Genomic DNA, 13,852 nt, shown 5'->3' on the forward strand with positions numbered 1-13,852 from the left:
TCCACGACCTACAGCGGCGTGTTCGAATGGCGGCGGACAGGTAGGTGCTCGCGCTTGGCCGTCAGGTGGCCGAGGGCGCCGGCCAGCACGCGCCTGGTCTGGAGCGGGTCGATGACGTCGTCGATGTAGCCCCGCTCGGCGGCCAGGTACGGTGCGCAGTAACGGGCCTCGTAGTCGGCCTCCAGGAGGGCTATCTCCCGTTCTCGCGCGTCCGCGTCGAGCGCCGCCAGTCGCCGTCCGAACAGGATCTGCACAGCGCCCTTGGAGCCCATGACGGCGATCTCGGCGCCGGGCCAGGCGGCGCAGAAGTCGCTCCCCAGGCCGCGCGAGTCCATCACGATGTAGGCGCCGCCGTAGGCCTTTCGCACCACGAGGCACAGGCGGGGGACCGTCGCCTCGCCGTAGGCGAAGACGAGCTCGGCGCCGTGGCGGATCATTCCCCGCCACTCGAGGTCCTTTCCCGGCTCGAACCCCGGAGTGTCGACGATGGTGAGCAGCGGGATGTTGAACGCGTCGCAGGACTGGACGAAGCGCGCCGCCTTGCGCGAGGCCTCGATGTCGATGGTGCCCGCCCGGTGATGAGGTTGGTTGGCGACGATGCCGATGGGCCGCCCGTCGAGGCGGCCGTAGCCCGTCACCATGTTCGGGGCGTAGCGGGCCCGCACCTCGAGGAAGCTGGACGCGTCGACCACGTCGGTCACCACGGCGCGGATGTCGTAGACGGCGCGGGAGCCGCCCGGGACTGCTGACGCCGCGGCGACGCAGTCCCGGGTCACGGGATCCTCACTGGCGGCCCGCGGCGGCTCCTCCATCGTGTTGGCGGGGAGGTAGGCGAGGAGATCGGCGACGGCTGCCAGGGCGTCGTCTTCGTCTTCAGCCAGCACCGACACGACGCCGCTCCTGGCGTCGTGCACGGCGGCGCCGCCGAGGCCCACTGGGTCGAGGATCTCGCCCGTGAAGCCCTCGACGGCGCGGGGGCCGGTGACGTAGGCGAAGGCGTCCACGGTCATGACCACGTGATCGGCCATGCCCGCCAGCAGCGCCGGTCCCGAGACGTACGGGCCGATCACGGCGAGGATGATCGGCACCGTGCCGGACGCGTGCGCCAGGCGGCTGGCGACCCGACCCCAGGCGTGCAGGGACGCGATCCCCTCGCCCATGTCCGCACCCGAGCTGGAGACGACGCCCACGATGGGCAGACCGTCGTCCACGGCCACCTGCACCAGACGCTCGATGGCCTCTCCTTCAGCCGGTCCGAGGGCGCCGCGGTGCGGTCCTCCCTCCAGCCTGAACAACCCGACCGGCCGTCCGTCGATATGGTCCAGCCGGGTCTCGACGGCCGAGTACCGGCCCCGACGGGCGTCGATCGACACCGAGCGGCCGGTCAGCTCCTCTGACCTCACGCCACCGGCGAGAGGATCAGGGCGGCGTTGTGGCCGCCGAAGCCGAACGAGGTCGACAGCACCGGGCGGGCGGTGATGGCCCGGGGTTGGCCGGCGACGACGTCGATGTCGAGGGCCGGGTCGGTGCGCTCGTGGTTGGCGGTGGGTGGCACCAGGCAGTTGGAGACCGCGAGCAGGCTCGCCACCGCCTCGGCCGCGCCCGCCGCCCCGATCAGATGGCCGGTCACGCCCTTGACGGAAGTCACCGGCGGCTCCCGCTCGCCGAACACCTTGGCGATGGCTTCCGCCTCGGCCGCGTCGTTGAGCGGCGTCGACGTGCCATGGGCGTTGACGTGACTGATATCGCTCGGCTCGAGACTCGCGTCCTGCAGCGCCATCTGGATGCACGCCGCCGCGCCCCCGCCGCCCGGCGACGGGGCGGTGACATGGTAGGCGTCGGCGTTGCGCCCGTAGCCGGCCACCTCGCCCCAGATGCGAGCTTTCCGGGACGTCGCCTGGTCCCAGCGCTCGAGGACCGTGAACGCCCCGCCCTCACCGATGACGAAGCCGTCGCGGTCCACGTCGAAGGGGCGGGACGCCAGCTCGGGTGCGTCCTGGCGTGCGCTCAGGGCGCCCATGCGGGCGAAGGAGACGAGGGCGATGGGGCTGATAGGCGCCTCTGATCCTCCGGCGAGCACCACGTCCGCGGAGCCGTCGCGGATCAGCCGGGCGCCCTCGCCCACCGCGTGCGCGCCTGCGGCGCAGGCGGTGGCGACGCACACGTTCGGCCCCGTCCAGCCGAGCTGCATGCTGATCAGGGCGGCAGTGGCATTGGGCATCATCATCGGCACAAGGAACGGGCTCACCCTGCTGGCGCCCCGGTGAAAGAAGATCCGTTCCTGCTCCTCCTGGGTGCCCAGCCCGCCGATACCCGTGCCTGCCACGACCGCGCAGCGGGCGGGGTCGACGGTCATCGGTCGGGCGTCGTCCAAGGCGTCGGCGGCGGCCGCGAACCCGAGCTGGGACACGCGGTCGACGCGTCGGGCCTCCTTGGTGTCCAGATAGCGAGTCGGGTCGAAGTCGTGGACCTGGCAGGCGATCCGCACCGGCAGGTCGGCGTCGTCGAGGCCCACGATGGGCGCGGCGGCCGACCGGCCGGCGAGGAGGCTGGCCCAGAAGCTCTGCAGATCCTGGCCGGCGGGCGTCTTGACCCCCATGCCGGTGACGGCGACCCGAGGTCGGCCTCGCTCGTCGAGGTGCTGCGGTGTCACGCCCGCGCCGAGAGCTTGTCCGACACGAGCGCCACTGCCTGCCCGATGGTCAGGACGTCCTCGAGATCTTCCTCGGGCACGGAGATGTCGAACCGCTCTTCGAGCGCCATCACCAGCTCGACCAGGTCGAGGCTGTCGGCGTCGAGATCCTCCTTGAACCGCGCCTCGTCGACGACGGCCTCCTTCTCCACGCCGAGGACCTCGACGGCGAGCTCGGTTACCGCTCCGAAGATCTCAGTTCTGTCCATTGGTCGTTGCTCCTTTCGTCCGAACGATTCAGGGCCGTCCCCACCGGACGACGACGCTGGCCCACGTCAGGCCCGCGCCGATGCCGCCCAGCAGGACAATGTCGCCGTCGGCGAGCCGACCCGCCTCCGCCGCTTCAGCGAGGGCGAGCGGGACCGACGCAGCCGAGGTGTTGCCGTAGCGGTCCACGTTGACCGCCACACGCCCGGCATCGATTCCCAGCCGCGATGCGCAGGCGTGGATGATGCGGACGTTGGCCTGGTGGGGCACGAAGAGGTGCACGTCGGCCGGCGACAGTCCCGCTTTGGCCAGCGCTGCGGCGCCTGAGTCGGCCATGACCCGTACCGCACGGCGGAACAGCTCCCGACCGTCCATCCTGATCCAGTGAGCGCCCTCGGCGATGCTCTCGACCGTGGTGGGCGTCCGACTCCCGCCGGCGGGGACCTCGAGCAGCGAGTAGCCCGTGCCGTCCGAGCCGAGGTCCCACGCCAGCACACCGGGGCCCTGCCCAGGGGCAGAGCCGGCCCGGGAGGTCGACCCGGTAGGAGAGCCCGCGATCAGGCTGACGGCGCCGGCGCCGTCTCCGAACAACACGGCCGTGTTGCGGTCCGCCGGGTCCACGATGCGGGTGAACGTGTCGGCGCCGATCACCAGCGCGGCTGCGCCACCGCCCGCGGCCAGGATCGAGGTTCCCACAACCACGCCGTAGGTGAACCCGGCGCAGGCGGCGCCGAGGTCGAAGCTCCCGCACGTCAGCCCCAACCCGTCGGCGACCAGGGCCGACGCGCCCGGCAGCGGTTGATCGGGGGTCGCCGTGGCGACGACCAGCACCTCGATGTCGTCAGGGGTCAGGCCGGCGTCCTTCATCGCCGCCGCGCCGGCGGCGATGGCCAGGGTGGACGTCGACTCGCCGGGTCCGGCGACCCGTCGCTCCTTGATCCCCGAGCGCTCGACGATCCATCGGTCGTCAGTGTCGAGGCGGGCCTCCAGGTCGCGGTTCGTCAGGCGCTCGCTGGGGACGGCCATGCCGCATCCACCGGCCAGCACGGGGTGCACGATCACGCCACCCTGAGCCAGGCCAACGGCTGACCCTCGCGCACCCGCTCGCCCGTGTGGGCCAGCATGCCCATCAGACGGCCGTCGAAGGGGCTGTGAACAGGCCGTGACCGGCCCGGCACGTCGAGCACGCCGATCTGCTGGCCGACGACCAGCCGAGCGGCGTCGTGACCGGCGCCCTCGGCCGCCAGCGGCCGGAATCGGCCGGCCGTCGGGGCGACGATCACCCGCTCGCCGACGTGCAGTTCTTCACCGCGGCACAGGTGTGGGTGCATTCAGACGACCTCCGCGAGTACGGGCAGATGAGCGGGGGTGCTGATGGTCGCGACGAGCGCCTCCGGCACCGTCCGCCGCGCCATGCTGGACACGCTCGAGCCGGGACCGAGCTCGACGAACTTCTTGACGCCCAGCTCGACGAGGGCGTGGACCGACTGGCGCCAGCGGACCGGAGACACGAGGTGGCGCACGAGTCGTCGTCGCCAGCTGTCACCGTCGGAGTAGACCTCGGCGTCGTCGTTCGAGACCACGGGTGCCGTGGCCCGCTGCAGCGGGACCGCCTCCAGCGCTCGGGCGAACCCGCCACAGGCCTCTTCCATCAGCGGCGTGTGGAACGCCGCTTCGACATTGAGCGGGACCATCCGACGAACGCCGTTGTCGAGGGCGTGGCGAGTGGCGGCCTCAACTCCTGTCGGCGTGCCACCGACCACGAGCTGACCCGGCGCGTTGTCGTTGGCCAGCCAGCACGTGCCATCAGCGACGGCGCACGCCTGGGCAACGTCCTCGGCCGAGGCGCCGAGCAGCGCCGCCATCCGACCAGGACGGGCCGTGGCCGCCTCCTGGGTGGACCGCCCTCTGGCGTCCACCAGCCGGATGCCGTCTTCGAGAGTCAGGATCCCCGCCGCGACCAACGCGGTGACCTGGCCGAGCGAGTGGCCGGCAAACGCGGTCGGCTCGCCGAGTTGATCCTTCGTCGCCTCCCAGACCAGCAGCGAGGCCAGGAACACGCCGAGCTGGGCCGACCGCGTCCGGCTCAGTACGGCGGCGTCGTCGTCCAGCAGCAGCGGCGCCAGCCGCGTGCCGAGCGCCTCCTCTGCTCGCTCGACCACCGACCAGGCTCGTTGGCGCTGCCACTCACGACCCATGCCGGGTGTCTGCACTCCTTGTCCCGGGAAGAGGACCGCCAAATCCACGTGCTGTCTCCGGATCTCGTAGACCGATCACTGCGCCCCAGCGCTCCCCCCCGATGCCGCGACTCCATCCTTACACACTTCGTCACACCTTGGGAAACGCTCATGTAACCGTTAGGTGAACGGTGTGTTTCCAGCTCGGGGTGGCTTACTAAGCTCCTGGGGACATGGACTACCGCGTCGATGAGCTCGCCGAAGCCGCCGGCATCAGCGTCCAGCTCGTCCGCTCCTACCAGTCGAAAGGACTGCTCAGGCCGCCTCATCACGAGGGTCGGATCGCCCTCTACGACGGGCGGCATCTCGAGCGCCTCCGCGAGATCAATGAGCTCAAGCGGCGCGGCTACTCCCTCCGCGTGATCGGACAGCTGCTGGAGTCGGGTCTGCCGCGAGCCGAGCCGACCGACGCCGAGGTCGCCGAGATCGTCGACGAGGAGACGTTCGACCTGCGCGAGCTCGCCGACCGCACCGGCGTGCCCACTCCGATGCTGCGCTCGCTCGAGGCCTCGGGCCTGATCCGATCCCGTCGTCTCAACACCGAGAGTCGCTACACCCACGCTGACGTCAAGGCAGTGTCGATCATCCTCACACTCGTTGGCGGGGGGCTGCCTCTCGAAGACCTGATGAAGGTCGCCCGCATCCAGCTCGACGCGGCCGAGGACGTCGCCGAGGGATGCGTCCAGCTCTTCATGTCCCACGTGCGCGTCCCGATGCAGCGGATGGGACTGTCCCAACGAGAGCAGGCGGATCGTCTCGTCGCCGCACTCCGCCTGATGCTGCACAGCTCGGCGGCGCTGCTCGCCTACAACTTCCAGCGCATGGTGCTGAACGCAGCTCAGGAAGAGCTCAACGGGCTCGGCACGCGCAGCGAGCGGTCAGCCCTCCAGCGCGAGATCCTCCGACGCCTGGAGCTCGACGTCCTCGCTCAGTGACGCGGGCGGTCGCGGCGCGCGTCAGCGGATGAGCCAGCTGTGGGGATCCGACTGCATGTGCAGCTCCCCGCGGGCGTCCGACAGCCCGAGCTCGCCCGCCAACTGCCGGAGAGGGCCGAGCGCGTCGAGGACCCCGTGCAACCGGGCGCGGAGGTCGTCGCTGCTGTCGCCCGTCGAGCCACGCAGCGCGGCCAGTGGAGCGACCCGCTTGGGGAACGACTTCGTCCGCACCGGGGCTCCGGCCCTCAGCCCAGCCAGCTCTCGGGCCGCGGCGAGCGCGGCGGGAAAGCCGCCCAGGGTGTCGACGAGCCCGATGGCGCGTGCGTCCTCGCCCGTCCATACCCGGCCCCGCGCCAGCTCGTGCACCTGCTCCCTGGACAGGCTCCGCCCCTCGGCCACTCTCGTCACGAAGGTGTCGTAGATCACGTCGAGCGACTTGGAGAACCGCTCCCTCCCGGTGTCATCGAAGGCGCGGTTGAGTGACCACATGAGGGCGTTCTGGCTGGTGTGGGCCTCGTCCACGCTGAGGCCGACGCGCTCCTTCGCCTCTGCCAGCACGGGCTTGCCGGCGATGACGCCGATGGAACCCGTGACCGTCCCCGGTTGGGCGACGATGCGATCGGCGGCGGTCGAGATGTAGTACCCGCCAGAGCCGGCGACGTTGCCCATCGTGACCACGAGCGGTTTGCCTGCCTGGCGGGCCAGCACCGTCTCGCGCCAGATGGCGTCTGACGCCACGGCGGAACCACCAGGGCTGTCGACCCGCATCACGATCGCCCGCACCTTGCGGTTGGCGACCGCCTGGCGAATGGCCTCCGCGGTGCGCTCGGCCTGGATCTGGTCGAGGCCGGTCAGGGGATTGGGCGCAGCGCGGCGCCTGACGATGGCTCCGGTGGCGGTGATGACGGCCACGGTCGGTCGTCGGCCTCTGCCACCTCGACGGGCGCGCTTGGCGTACCGATCGAGGTAGAGCAGGGACGCTCCGTTGCCCGCCCGCTCTTTGGCCCGTGACCGGGCCTCGTCTCGGTAGCCGAGGCGGTCGACCAGGCCCGCGACCCGGGCCTCGTCGGCGGCGAGCGGGCCAGCGTCGGCGAGCCGGCGCGCCCTTTCGGCCGTCAGACCTCGGGCCTCCACCACGCCGGCGACGATCTGTCCGAACTGGGAGTCGAGGATGCGCTGGAGCTGCTCGCGCTCGGGCTCGGTGAGCGAGGTGTGGAGCAGCTGACTGGCCGCGCTCTTGTACTCGTGGCGCCCCTCGAAGAGCGGTTCGACGCCGACCCGGTCGAGAGCCCGCCTGACGAAGTTCATCTCTCGGGCGAGCCCCACGAAGCCGACGTCACCGGACGGCTGGAGGACGATCTCGTCGCACGCGGTGGCCAGGTAGTACGACGCGTTGCCGCCGCCGAGCTCACCGAACGTGTCACTGAAGGCGACCGCCGGCTTGCCCGCCCGGCGTAGAGCCAGGATCGCGTCGCGCAGCTCCTGGGTCTGGGCCATCCCGGCCCGGTCGAACGTGGCGTACACCAACAAACCCGACACCCGCCGGTCGGTCGCCGCCCGTTCGAGGAGCTCCACCGTCTCGCGCATCGAGAGCTGCCGGCGCCCTCGGGCCTGGGAGAGCAGGTTCGGGCCGGTCGCCTCCGGCGGCAGCTGGGCGAGGTCCAGCTCCAGCACCGTGCCCGGAGGAAGGCCCGGACGCAGTGCACCGGCCGCCACGCCCAGGAGGATCATCCCGACGACGACGATGGCGGTGACCTCGATGAACCCGTTGACGTGGTGGGCGAACCGGTTTGCCGCGATTCCCAGGCCCACCAGCGCGCCGACTGCAGCGACCAGGGCGGCAGCACCCAGGAACAACCGCCGTCCGCTGGAGAACCACGATCGCACCGCGGTCACTGATCGGGCCGTCTCGTCAGGGCGAACGCGGGATGCTTGTGGGCGATCCCACGGATCTCCTCGTCACTCGAGTCGGGACCGACTCCTTCGAAGAACACTCCGACTTCTGACTTCCAGCGGCGAAGGTAGGCCCGCAGCACGGGGACCTTGTCGTCGCCGGAGAGCTCGCGCGCCTGCCAGTGCTCGCGCCGACGACCGACCAGCAGGTCGAGCTGGCCGTCGGCCGCCCGGACGTTGCGGACCCAGTGACCCTCGCCCCGAGCCGAGACGAGGTAGGAGCCACCGTCGAGCGTCAGCAGGTTGACGGGGATCCGCTGCGGTTGGCCGCTCCGGCGCCCCCGCACCTCGAGGACGCGGCTCCCCAGCACGCTGATCCCGGCGCTGGTAAGGGCGCGGACGGCTCGGTTGAAGACGTTGCGGGTGAACCAACCCGGCTCGCGGTAGTGGGGCTGGGCGTCCGCCATGACGCTGCTCCTCTCGTCAGCCGCCGTGGCGTCTGGTGGTTTCAGCTCGAGCGCTGCCCGCTCGGCATCGGTGCGCACGAGGAGGCCGACCAGCCGACCGTCGGAAGTGGTCACGGGTGAGCTCTCCAGCGTGTGCTTGGCCATGTAGTCGGCCATCTCGGTGATGGCGACGTTCGGTCGGAAGGTGCTCGGCCCCGGCCGCATGGCGTGCTCGACCGACTGCATCGGGTCGCCCGCGAGCTGGTCGGCTCGCAGCAGGCCCATGACGCCCCGCTCGTCGTTCACGACCACGCAGGCGTTCCACCCGGCCTGCTGGACGCGCTCGCTCACCGACCCCAGGTTCTCGTCGAGGCGACACGTGGGGACGTCGGGTCGGGCGACGGTCCCTGCTCGCGGGCCGCCGGCGTCGGTGCCCTCGGTCGGCAGTCCGGCAGCGAGCCAGTCCTTCTTCCCGGCGGCGTAGTCGTTGACCTCGCCGAACCCGAGGCTCTCGAGCCGCCACGCGGCCCGCGGGGAGAGGTCTCAAGCCGAGTCCGAGCAGTACACGACGATCGGACTGCTCCGCGCGAGGACCGTGATGGCCTCGGTCTCCAGCCGCCGCAACGGCAGGTTGATGGCGCCAGGGAGGTGCTCCTCCTCGTACTCCTTCTGCGGCAACACGTCGACCAGCTGTGCGCCTGCTTCGAGAAGCCGCCGGAGCTGCGCCCGGTCCACGGTGACTGGCATGGCGCCCGCCATCCTACGGAGTCTTCCGCTCCGGCGAGCCGGCTGAGCTCGATCGCTCAGTGCTGGACGAGGACCTTGCCGTGGTCGGTCGGACCCCGGAGGGCGTCGAAAGCGTCGGCGACCCCGTCGAGGCCGACCCGCAGCGTGATGAGGGCGTCGGCCGGCAACTCGTGTCGACCGAGGACCTCGAGGGTGGCGGCGAACTCGTCGGGGGAGTACCCGAAGGCGAAGCGAACGTCGAGCTCCTTGGCCACGGCCACGAACGGCTCGATGCCGTCGGGCTGCATGCACACGCCGACGACGACGACCCGGGCCCGCGGCGGTGCCCCGTCGACGATGCCCTGCAGCACACCCGGCGAGCCGACCGCCTCGAAGATGACGCAGTCCCGGACGGGCACCCCCAGCATCTCCATCATGGCCCGCTCACCCACACCGGTCGGGAGTCCGAGATCGGCCCAGCTGGCGTGGGGCGAGCGGACCGCCGGGTCGACCACCTCGTCGGCGCCGAGGAGCTCCGCCAGACGTCGGCGGGTCGGGGAGAAGTCGGCAGCGATGATCGGACCGACCCCCTGCTCGTGCAGAGCGGCGATGACGGCCAACCCGACCGGTCCCGCCCCCACGACGAGGCACGCCTCACCGCCCGTCAGCTCCGCACGGGCGACGGCGTGGCGGCCCACGGCGAGGGGCTCGGTCAGGGCGGCGTGCTCGGGCGCGAGCCCGTCGGGGACCGGGAGCAGGAGCAGCTCCTGGAGGGTCATCAGCTCGGCCAGGCCACCGGGAAAGTCGTTCGAGTAGCCGAGCGGCCGCGGTCCGGTGGGGCCGATGATGACCGGCAGCGAGCACACGGCAGTGCCGATGGCCAGCGACCGCTGTGTATCGGGCCCGAAGTCGACGATCTGGGCGCAGAACTCGTGACCGAACACCAGGTCACGGTCGGGATCGAGCCCTCCCGGTCCTCCGACCCGGCTGGTCAGCTCGCTGAAGCGGCGCAGGTCCTGGGCGGCGTGCAGGTCGGATCCGCAGATGCCGCAGGCGAGCGTCTTCACCAGGACATGCCCCGAGCCCGGACGAGGATCCTCGAGCTCGGCGACCTCGAGGGTTGTCCCACGCGCTACCGCTGCCTGCACCGGTCCGGGAGCGTAGCCGCCGACGGTCACACCGGCTCGAGGACCGCGCCTTCCGGGTTCCCGGCGTCCACGACCTCCTCGGCCTTCGCCCGGGGCTCGATGAGCACGGCCGCGGACACGGCCCCGAGGAGGGACAGGCCGGCGAGGACGTAGAAGGCGATCTGGAACCCGTGGGTAAGGGCCGCGCCACTCTGGATGGTCGCCCCGGCGTGACTGCTCACGTAGTGGCTCGTGAAGGTGGTCGCGATGGTGGCCGCGGCGGCAAGACCGACAGCCCCACCGATCTGCTGACTGGTGTTGATGAGACCGGACGCGATCCCGGCGTCGGCCTCCTGCACACCCGTCAGACCGCCGATCGAGACGGGCACGAACGCAAGCGCCAGGCCGATGCCAGCCAGCAGGAACGCCGGGAAGATGTCCCAGAAGTACTGCCCGTGCACAGGCAGCTGGGTGAAGAGGAGGAGGGCGGCGGCAGAGAAGAGCATGCCGATCGGGAGCACTCGGCGCACGCCGAACCGGGTCGTCAGCTGTTGGGCAACGCCCGAGAAGGCGATGATCGAGAACGTGAGGGCGATGTAGGCGATGCCGGTCTTGATGGCCGAGTAGTGGAGCACCTGCTGCATGTAGAGAGTGAGCAGGAAGAACATGGAGAAGATCGACGCGCCGATGAGCAGGCTGGTGAGGTTCGACCCGGCCAGGGTCCGCAGCCGGAAGATGCGCAGGGGCAGCAGGGGCGCTTTCGAGCGGCTCTCGATGACGAAGAAGGCGCTGATGAGCGCGACGGCAGCGGACAGGAAGGCGATCGTGTCGACCGAGCCCCAGCCGATCTGCGTGGCCCGGGTCATTGCGTAGACGAGCAACATCAGGCCCGAGGTGATGGACACAGCGCCAGCGAGGTCGAAGGTGCGGTGCTGGAGCTTGGCTCGGCTCTCCCGGAGCAGCCGCGGGGTAACGGCGATGAGGAAGATGCCAACCGGCACGTTGATGAAGAAGATCCACGACCAGCTGAGGTAGGAGGTGAGGACGCCGCCGAGGAGGACGCCCGCGGCACCGCCGCTGCCCGCCGCCGCTCCATACACGCCCAGGGCCAGGTTCCGCTCCCGGCCCTCGGCGAAGGTCGTCATCAGGAGCGCCAGGGCTGCCGGTGAGAGGAGCGCGCCGCCAAGGCCCTGGAGCGCGCGGAAGAAGATCAGGGAGCCTTCCGACCAGGCCAGCCCGGAGAGGAGCGAGGCGACGGCGAAGAGGGCCAGGGCGAACACGAACAGTCGGCGGCGGCCGAAGAGATCGGCCAGCCGGCCCCCGAGCAGGAGAGCGCCGCCGAAGAGAATCGAGTAGGCGGTGATCACCCACTGCAGGTTCTCCTGGGAGAAGTGCAGGTCGTTCTTGATGGACGGCAGGGCCACGTTCACGATGGCCACATCGAGCACGACCATGAACTGGGCGGCGACGATGACGGCCAGGGCCAGCCAGCGACTCCGGTCCGATCGGGCGGCGGTACCTTGCGCGGCGAGTGAAGTAGTCATTCGCGTGTACCCCTGTCGTTGAGAGATCCGACGATGGTATGAGTCAACGATAGTTCTGGCTACACTATTTCCCCGGTGACCGAAGACACATGTAGCGGAAAGCTTTCACTGACCGGACGGCCGCAGGAGCTGCTCGACAGTCCAGTGTTCCTGCTCGGCTACCTGGGCTCATCCGTGAAGGCGCTGGCCTTCGAGGCGTTCGAGCGAGCCGGGGCGAACCTGCATGACCTCGGCATCCTGGCGCTCCTCGAGGAGGGGGCGAAGGACACCCAGGCGGCCATAGCGGATGCCCTGGGGCTCGACCGCGGTCAGCTCGTGGGAGTGCTCGACCACCTCGAGGACCAGGGCCTGATCGAACGGCACCGCGATCCCAAGGATCGCCGCCGCCACATGGTGAGCCTCACCGCCGCTGGCCGACGCCGACTGGAGAAGCTGCGCTCGGTCCTCCAGCAGATGGAGGACGAGATATTGGAGTCGCTCGACGCCAAGGGCCGCTCCACCCTCCACAGCCTCCTGCTGGAGCTCGGGCGCGACGAGGCGATCGACGCCGCCGCCCGAGTGGGCTAATGGGGGTCGACCACCTTCCGGCGTGAGCAGGTGAGGATGGTCCCGAGCCGCCAGTAGGTCAGCACTCGTGTGAGCAGGGCTTTGAGCACTACACCTAGACCGGGCGCCTGCTGGTCGGTGAGGTCGACCTGGGACAACTGGTGGGATGACGTGCCTCGAGCACTAAGCCATTAGCGAGCTGCTGGTCACCTCGGGCTCGAATGTTGGTGTCCGCTGCGACCAGGAGGTGGAGATGGCGAAGGTGTTCGTGGGCCATGACTGGGCCGAGGCCCACCATGACCTGTACGTGGAGGATGGTCACGGCGGCCGTCTGGCCAAGGCTCGTGTGCCCGAGGGGGTGGAAGGGGTCGGCCGCTTCCATGAGCTGGTGGCCCCGTTCGTCGAGGATCCCTCCGAGGTGCTGGTGGCCACCGAGACCGACCGGGGCCTGTTCGTGGGCGCGTTGGTGGCTACCGGCTACCAGGTCATCGCCGTGAACCCGTTGTCGACTTCGCGCTATCGGGAGCGACACTCGACCTCGGGCGCCAAGTCGGACCCCGGAGATGCCAAGGTGCTGGCCGAGCTGGCCCGCACCGACGCCCACAATCACCGACCGGTGGCTGGCGACAGCGAGTTGGCCGAGGCGATCAAGGTTCTGGCACGAGCCCACCAGAGCATGATCTGGACCCGCCAGCGCCAGACCAACCAGCTGCGCTCGACCCTGCGGGAGTTCTACCCGGCCGCCCTGGTCGCCTTCGACGAGCTCGCCACCCCCCAGGCCCTCGAAGTGCTGGTCATGGCCCCGACGCCGACGTTGGGCCGGCGTCTGTCCCGCTCGAAGATCGCCGCCGCACTGCGCCGAGGCGGCCGCCAGCGCCGGATCGAGGAACGGGCGCTCGAAATCCAGACTGCCCTGCGTTCCGAGCAGTTAGAGGCGCCACGCCTGGTGGCGGGAGCCATGGGCGCCAGCGTGGCCGCCCTGGTGGGGGTGATCACCGAGCTCAACGCCCAGGTCGGCCGGCTCGAGGCGGAGATGGTCGAGCATTTTGAGCAGCACCCGGACGCCAAGGTCATCCGCTCCCTGCCAGGACTGGGGATGATCCTCGGCGCCCGGGCGCTCGGCGAGTTCGGGGATGACCCGAACCGCTACCTGGACACCAAGTCTCGCAAGAACTACGCCGGCACGTCACCCATCACCAAGGCATCGGGTACTCGCAAGGTCGTGCTCGCCCGCTACGCCCGCAACAAGCGTCTGGCCGACACCTGCTACCTGTGGGCGTTCGCTGCTCTCAGCGCCAGTCCTGGGGCCCGGGCGTTCTACGACCAGCGGAGAGCTGCCGGCGACACCCACCACCGTGCTCTACGTGCCCTTGCCAACCGCCTCGTCGGCATCCTCCACGGGTGCCTGAGGCACGGCACCATCTACGACGAACACGTGGCGTGGGGCCACCGAACCCAAGTCGCTGCTTGACGGCAACGGGCGTGGGATGTCTAGGGGC

General features: G+C 70.3%; 14 protein-coding genes. 3 read left to right on the top strand and 11 right to left on the bottom strand.

What is annotated here, in order from left to right; genetic code table 11:
• Positions 1–8: 8 nt before the first annotated feature.
• From VGF64_18330 to VGF64_18355, 6 genes are read right to left on the bottom strand one after another with little or no spacing between them, the layout of a single operon-like run.
• On the bottom strand, positions 9–1,403 hold the full coding sequence (locus VGF64_18330) for a carboxyl transferase domain-containing protein (protein ID HEY1636718.1): 1,395 nt from the start codon (positions 1,401–1,403) through the stop codon (positions 9–11).
• Positions 1,400–2,653 carry a beta-ketoacyl-ACP synthase II gene (fabF, locus tag VGF64_18335; protein HEY1636719.1) on the bottom strand — a complete coding sequence of 418 codons (1,254 nt, stop codon included), beginning with the start codon at positions 2,651–2,653 and terminating at the stop codon, positions 1,400–1,402. The genes VGF64_18330 and fabF overlap by 4 nt, the downstream gene beginning before the upstream one ends.
• Entirely contained in the window at positions 2,650–2,901 is a 252-nt protein-coding gene (gene acpP / locus VGF64_18340) for an acyl carrier protein (GenBank protein HEY1636720.1), read from the bottom strand. Before acpP ends, fabF begins: the two co-directional genes overlap by 4 nt.
• Before the next feature lie 28 nt (positions 2,902–2,929).
• Positions 2,930–3,961 carry a beta-ketoacyl-ACP synthase 3 gene (locus VGF64_18345; GenBank protein HEY1636721.1) on the bottom strand — a complete coding sequence of 344 codons (1,032 nt, stop codon included), beginning with the start codon at positions 3,959–3,961 and terminating at the stop codon, positions 2,930–2,932.
• The gene (locus VGF64_18350; protein HEY1636722.1) at positions 3,958–4,230 is read right to left on the bottom strand and encodes a hypothetical protein; all 273 of its coding nucleotides are present in this window, start codon (positions 4,228–4,230) and stop codon (positions 3,958–3,960) included. Before VGF64_18350 ends, VGF64_18345 begins: the two co-directional genes overlap by 4 nt.
• Positions 4,231–5,145 carry an ACP S-malonyltransferase gene (locus VGF64_18355; protein HEY1636723.1) on the bottom strand — a complete coding sequence of 305 codons (915 nt, stop codon included), beginning with the start codon at positions 5,143–5,145 and terminating at the stop codon, positions 4,231–4,233. It lies immediately after the preceding gene.
• Between the two features lie 164 nt (positions 5,146–5,309).
• On the opposite strand from VGF64_18355, the gene VGF64_18360 reads away from it, so the two are divergent.
• Positions 5,310–6,071 carry a MerR family transcriptional regulator gene (locus VGF64_18360; protein ID HEY1636724.1) on the top strand — a complete coding sequence of 254 codons (762 nt, stop codon included), beginning with the start codon at positions 5,310–5,312 and terminating at the stop codon, positions 6,069–6,071.
• A 21-nt stretch (positions 6,072–6,092) separates the two neighbouring features.
• Here the strand turns inward: VGF64_18360 and sppA are convergent, their stop codons facing one another.
• The 5 genes from sppA to VGF64_18385 form a co-directional block, all read right to left on the bottom strand.
• Positions 6,093–7,967 (bottom strand): signal peptide peptidase SppA, encoded by a 1,875-nt coding sequence (sppA, locus tag VGF64_18365; GenBank protein HEY1636725.1) that lies wholly within the window; start codon positions 7,965–7,967, stop codon positions 6,093–6,095.
• The gene (locus tag VGF64_18370) at positions 7,964–8,761 is read right to left on the bottom strand and encodes a nitroreductase/quinone reductase family protein (GenBank protein ID HEY1636726.1); all 798 of its coding nucleotides are present in this window, start codon (positions 8,759–8,761) and stop codon (positions 7,964–7,966) included. Before VGF64_18370 ends, sppA begins: the two co-directional genes overlap by 4 nt.
• 192 nt (positions 8,762–8,953) lie before the next feature.
• Positions 8,954–9,157: a rhodanese-like domain-containing protein gene (locus tag VGF64_18375; protein HEY1636727.1), complete on the bottom strand. Its 204-nt coding sequence runs from the start codon at positions 9,155–9,157 to the stop codon at positions 8,954–8,956.
• A gap of 56 nt (positions 9,158–9,213) precedes the next feature.
• Positions 9,214–10,284: a zinc-binding dehydrogenase gene (locus tag VGF64_18380; protein HEY1636728.1), complete on the bottom strand. Its 1,071-nt coding sequence runs from the start codon at positions 10,282–10,284 to the stop codon at positions 9,214–9,216.
• 26 nt (positions 10,285–10,310) lie between these two features.
• Positions 10,311–11,807: a DHA2 family efflux MFS transporter permease subunit gene (locus tag VGF64_18385; GenBank protein HEY1636729.1), complete on the bottom strand. Its 1,497-nt coding sequence runs from the start codon at positions 11,805–11,807 to the stop codon at positions 10,311–10,313.
• Positions 11,808–11,882: 75 nt separating this feature from the next.
• Here VGF64_18385 and VGF64_18390 point away from each other — a divergent pair, with 75 nt between their 5' ends.
• Both VGF64_18390 and VGF64_18395 read left to right on the top strand, forming a co-directional pair.
• Complete coding sequence (locus VGF64_18390; GenBank protein HEY1636730.1) at positions 11,883–12,374, top strand: MarR family transcriptional regulator; 492 nt, start codon at positions 11,883–11,885, stop codon at positions 12,372–12,374.
• A 232-nt stretch (positions 12,375–12,606) separates the two neighbouring features.
• A complete protein-coding gene (locus VGF64_18395; GenBank protein HEY1636731.1) occupies positions 12,607–13,824 on the top strand; it encodes an IS110 family transposase in 1,218 nt (405 codons plus the stop codon).
• Positions 13,825–13,852: the final 28 nt, after the last annotated feature.

It is taken from the genome of Acidimicrobiales bacterium (assembly GCA_036491125.1).
GTDB lineage: Bacteria > Actinomycetota > Acidimicrobiia > Acidimicrobiales > AC-9 > AC-9.

Excerpts from the sequence above, each read along its gene's own strand:
- acpP (HEY1636720.1), bottom strand. The coding sequence starts at position 2,901 with ATGGACAGAACTGAGATCTTCGGAGCGGTAACCGAGCTCGCCGTCGAG.
- VGF64_18350 (HEY1636722.1), bottom strand. The coding sequence starts at position 4,230 with ATGCACCCACACCTGTGCCGCGGTGAAGAACTGCACGTCGGCGAGCGG.
- VGF64_18360 (HEY1636724.1), top strand. The coding sequence starts at position 5,310 with ATGGACTACCGCGTCGATGAGCTCGCCGAAGCCGCCGGCATCAGCGTC.
- VGF64_18375 (HEY1636727.1), bottom strand. The coding sequence starts at position 9,157 with ATGCCAGTCACCGTGGACCGGGCGCAGCTCCGGCGGCTTCTCGAAGCA.
- VGF64_18385 (HEY1636729.1), bottom strand. The coding sequence starts at position 11,807 with ATGACTACTTCACTCGCCGCGCAAGGTACCGCCGCCCGATCGGACCGG.
- VGF64_18395 (HEY1636731.1), top strand. The coding sequence starts at position 12,607 with ATGGCGAAGGTGTTCGTGGGCCATGACTGGGCCGAGGCCCACCATGAC.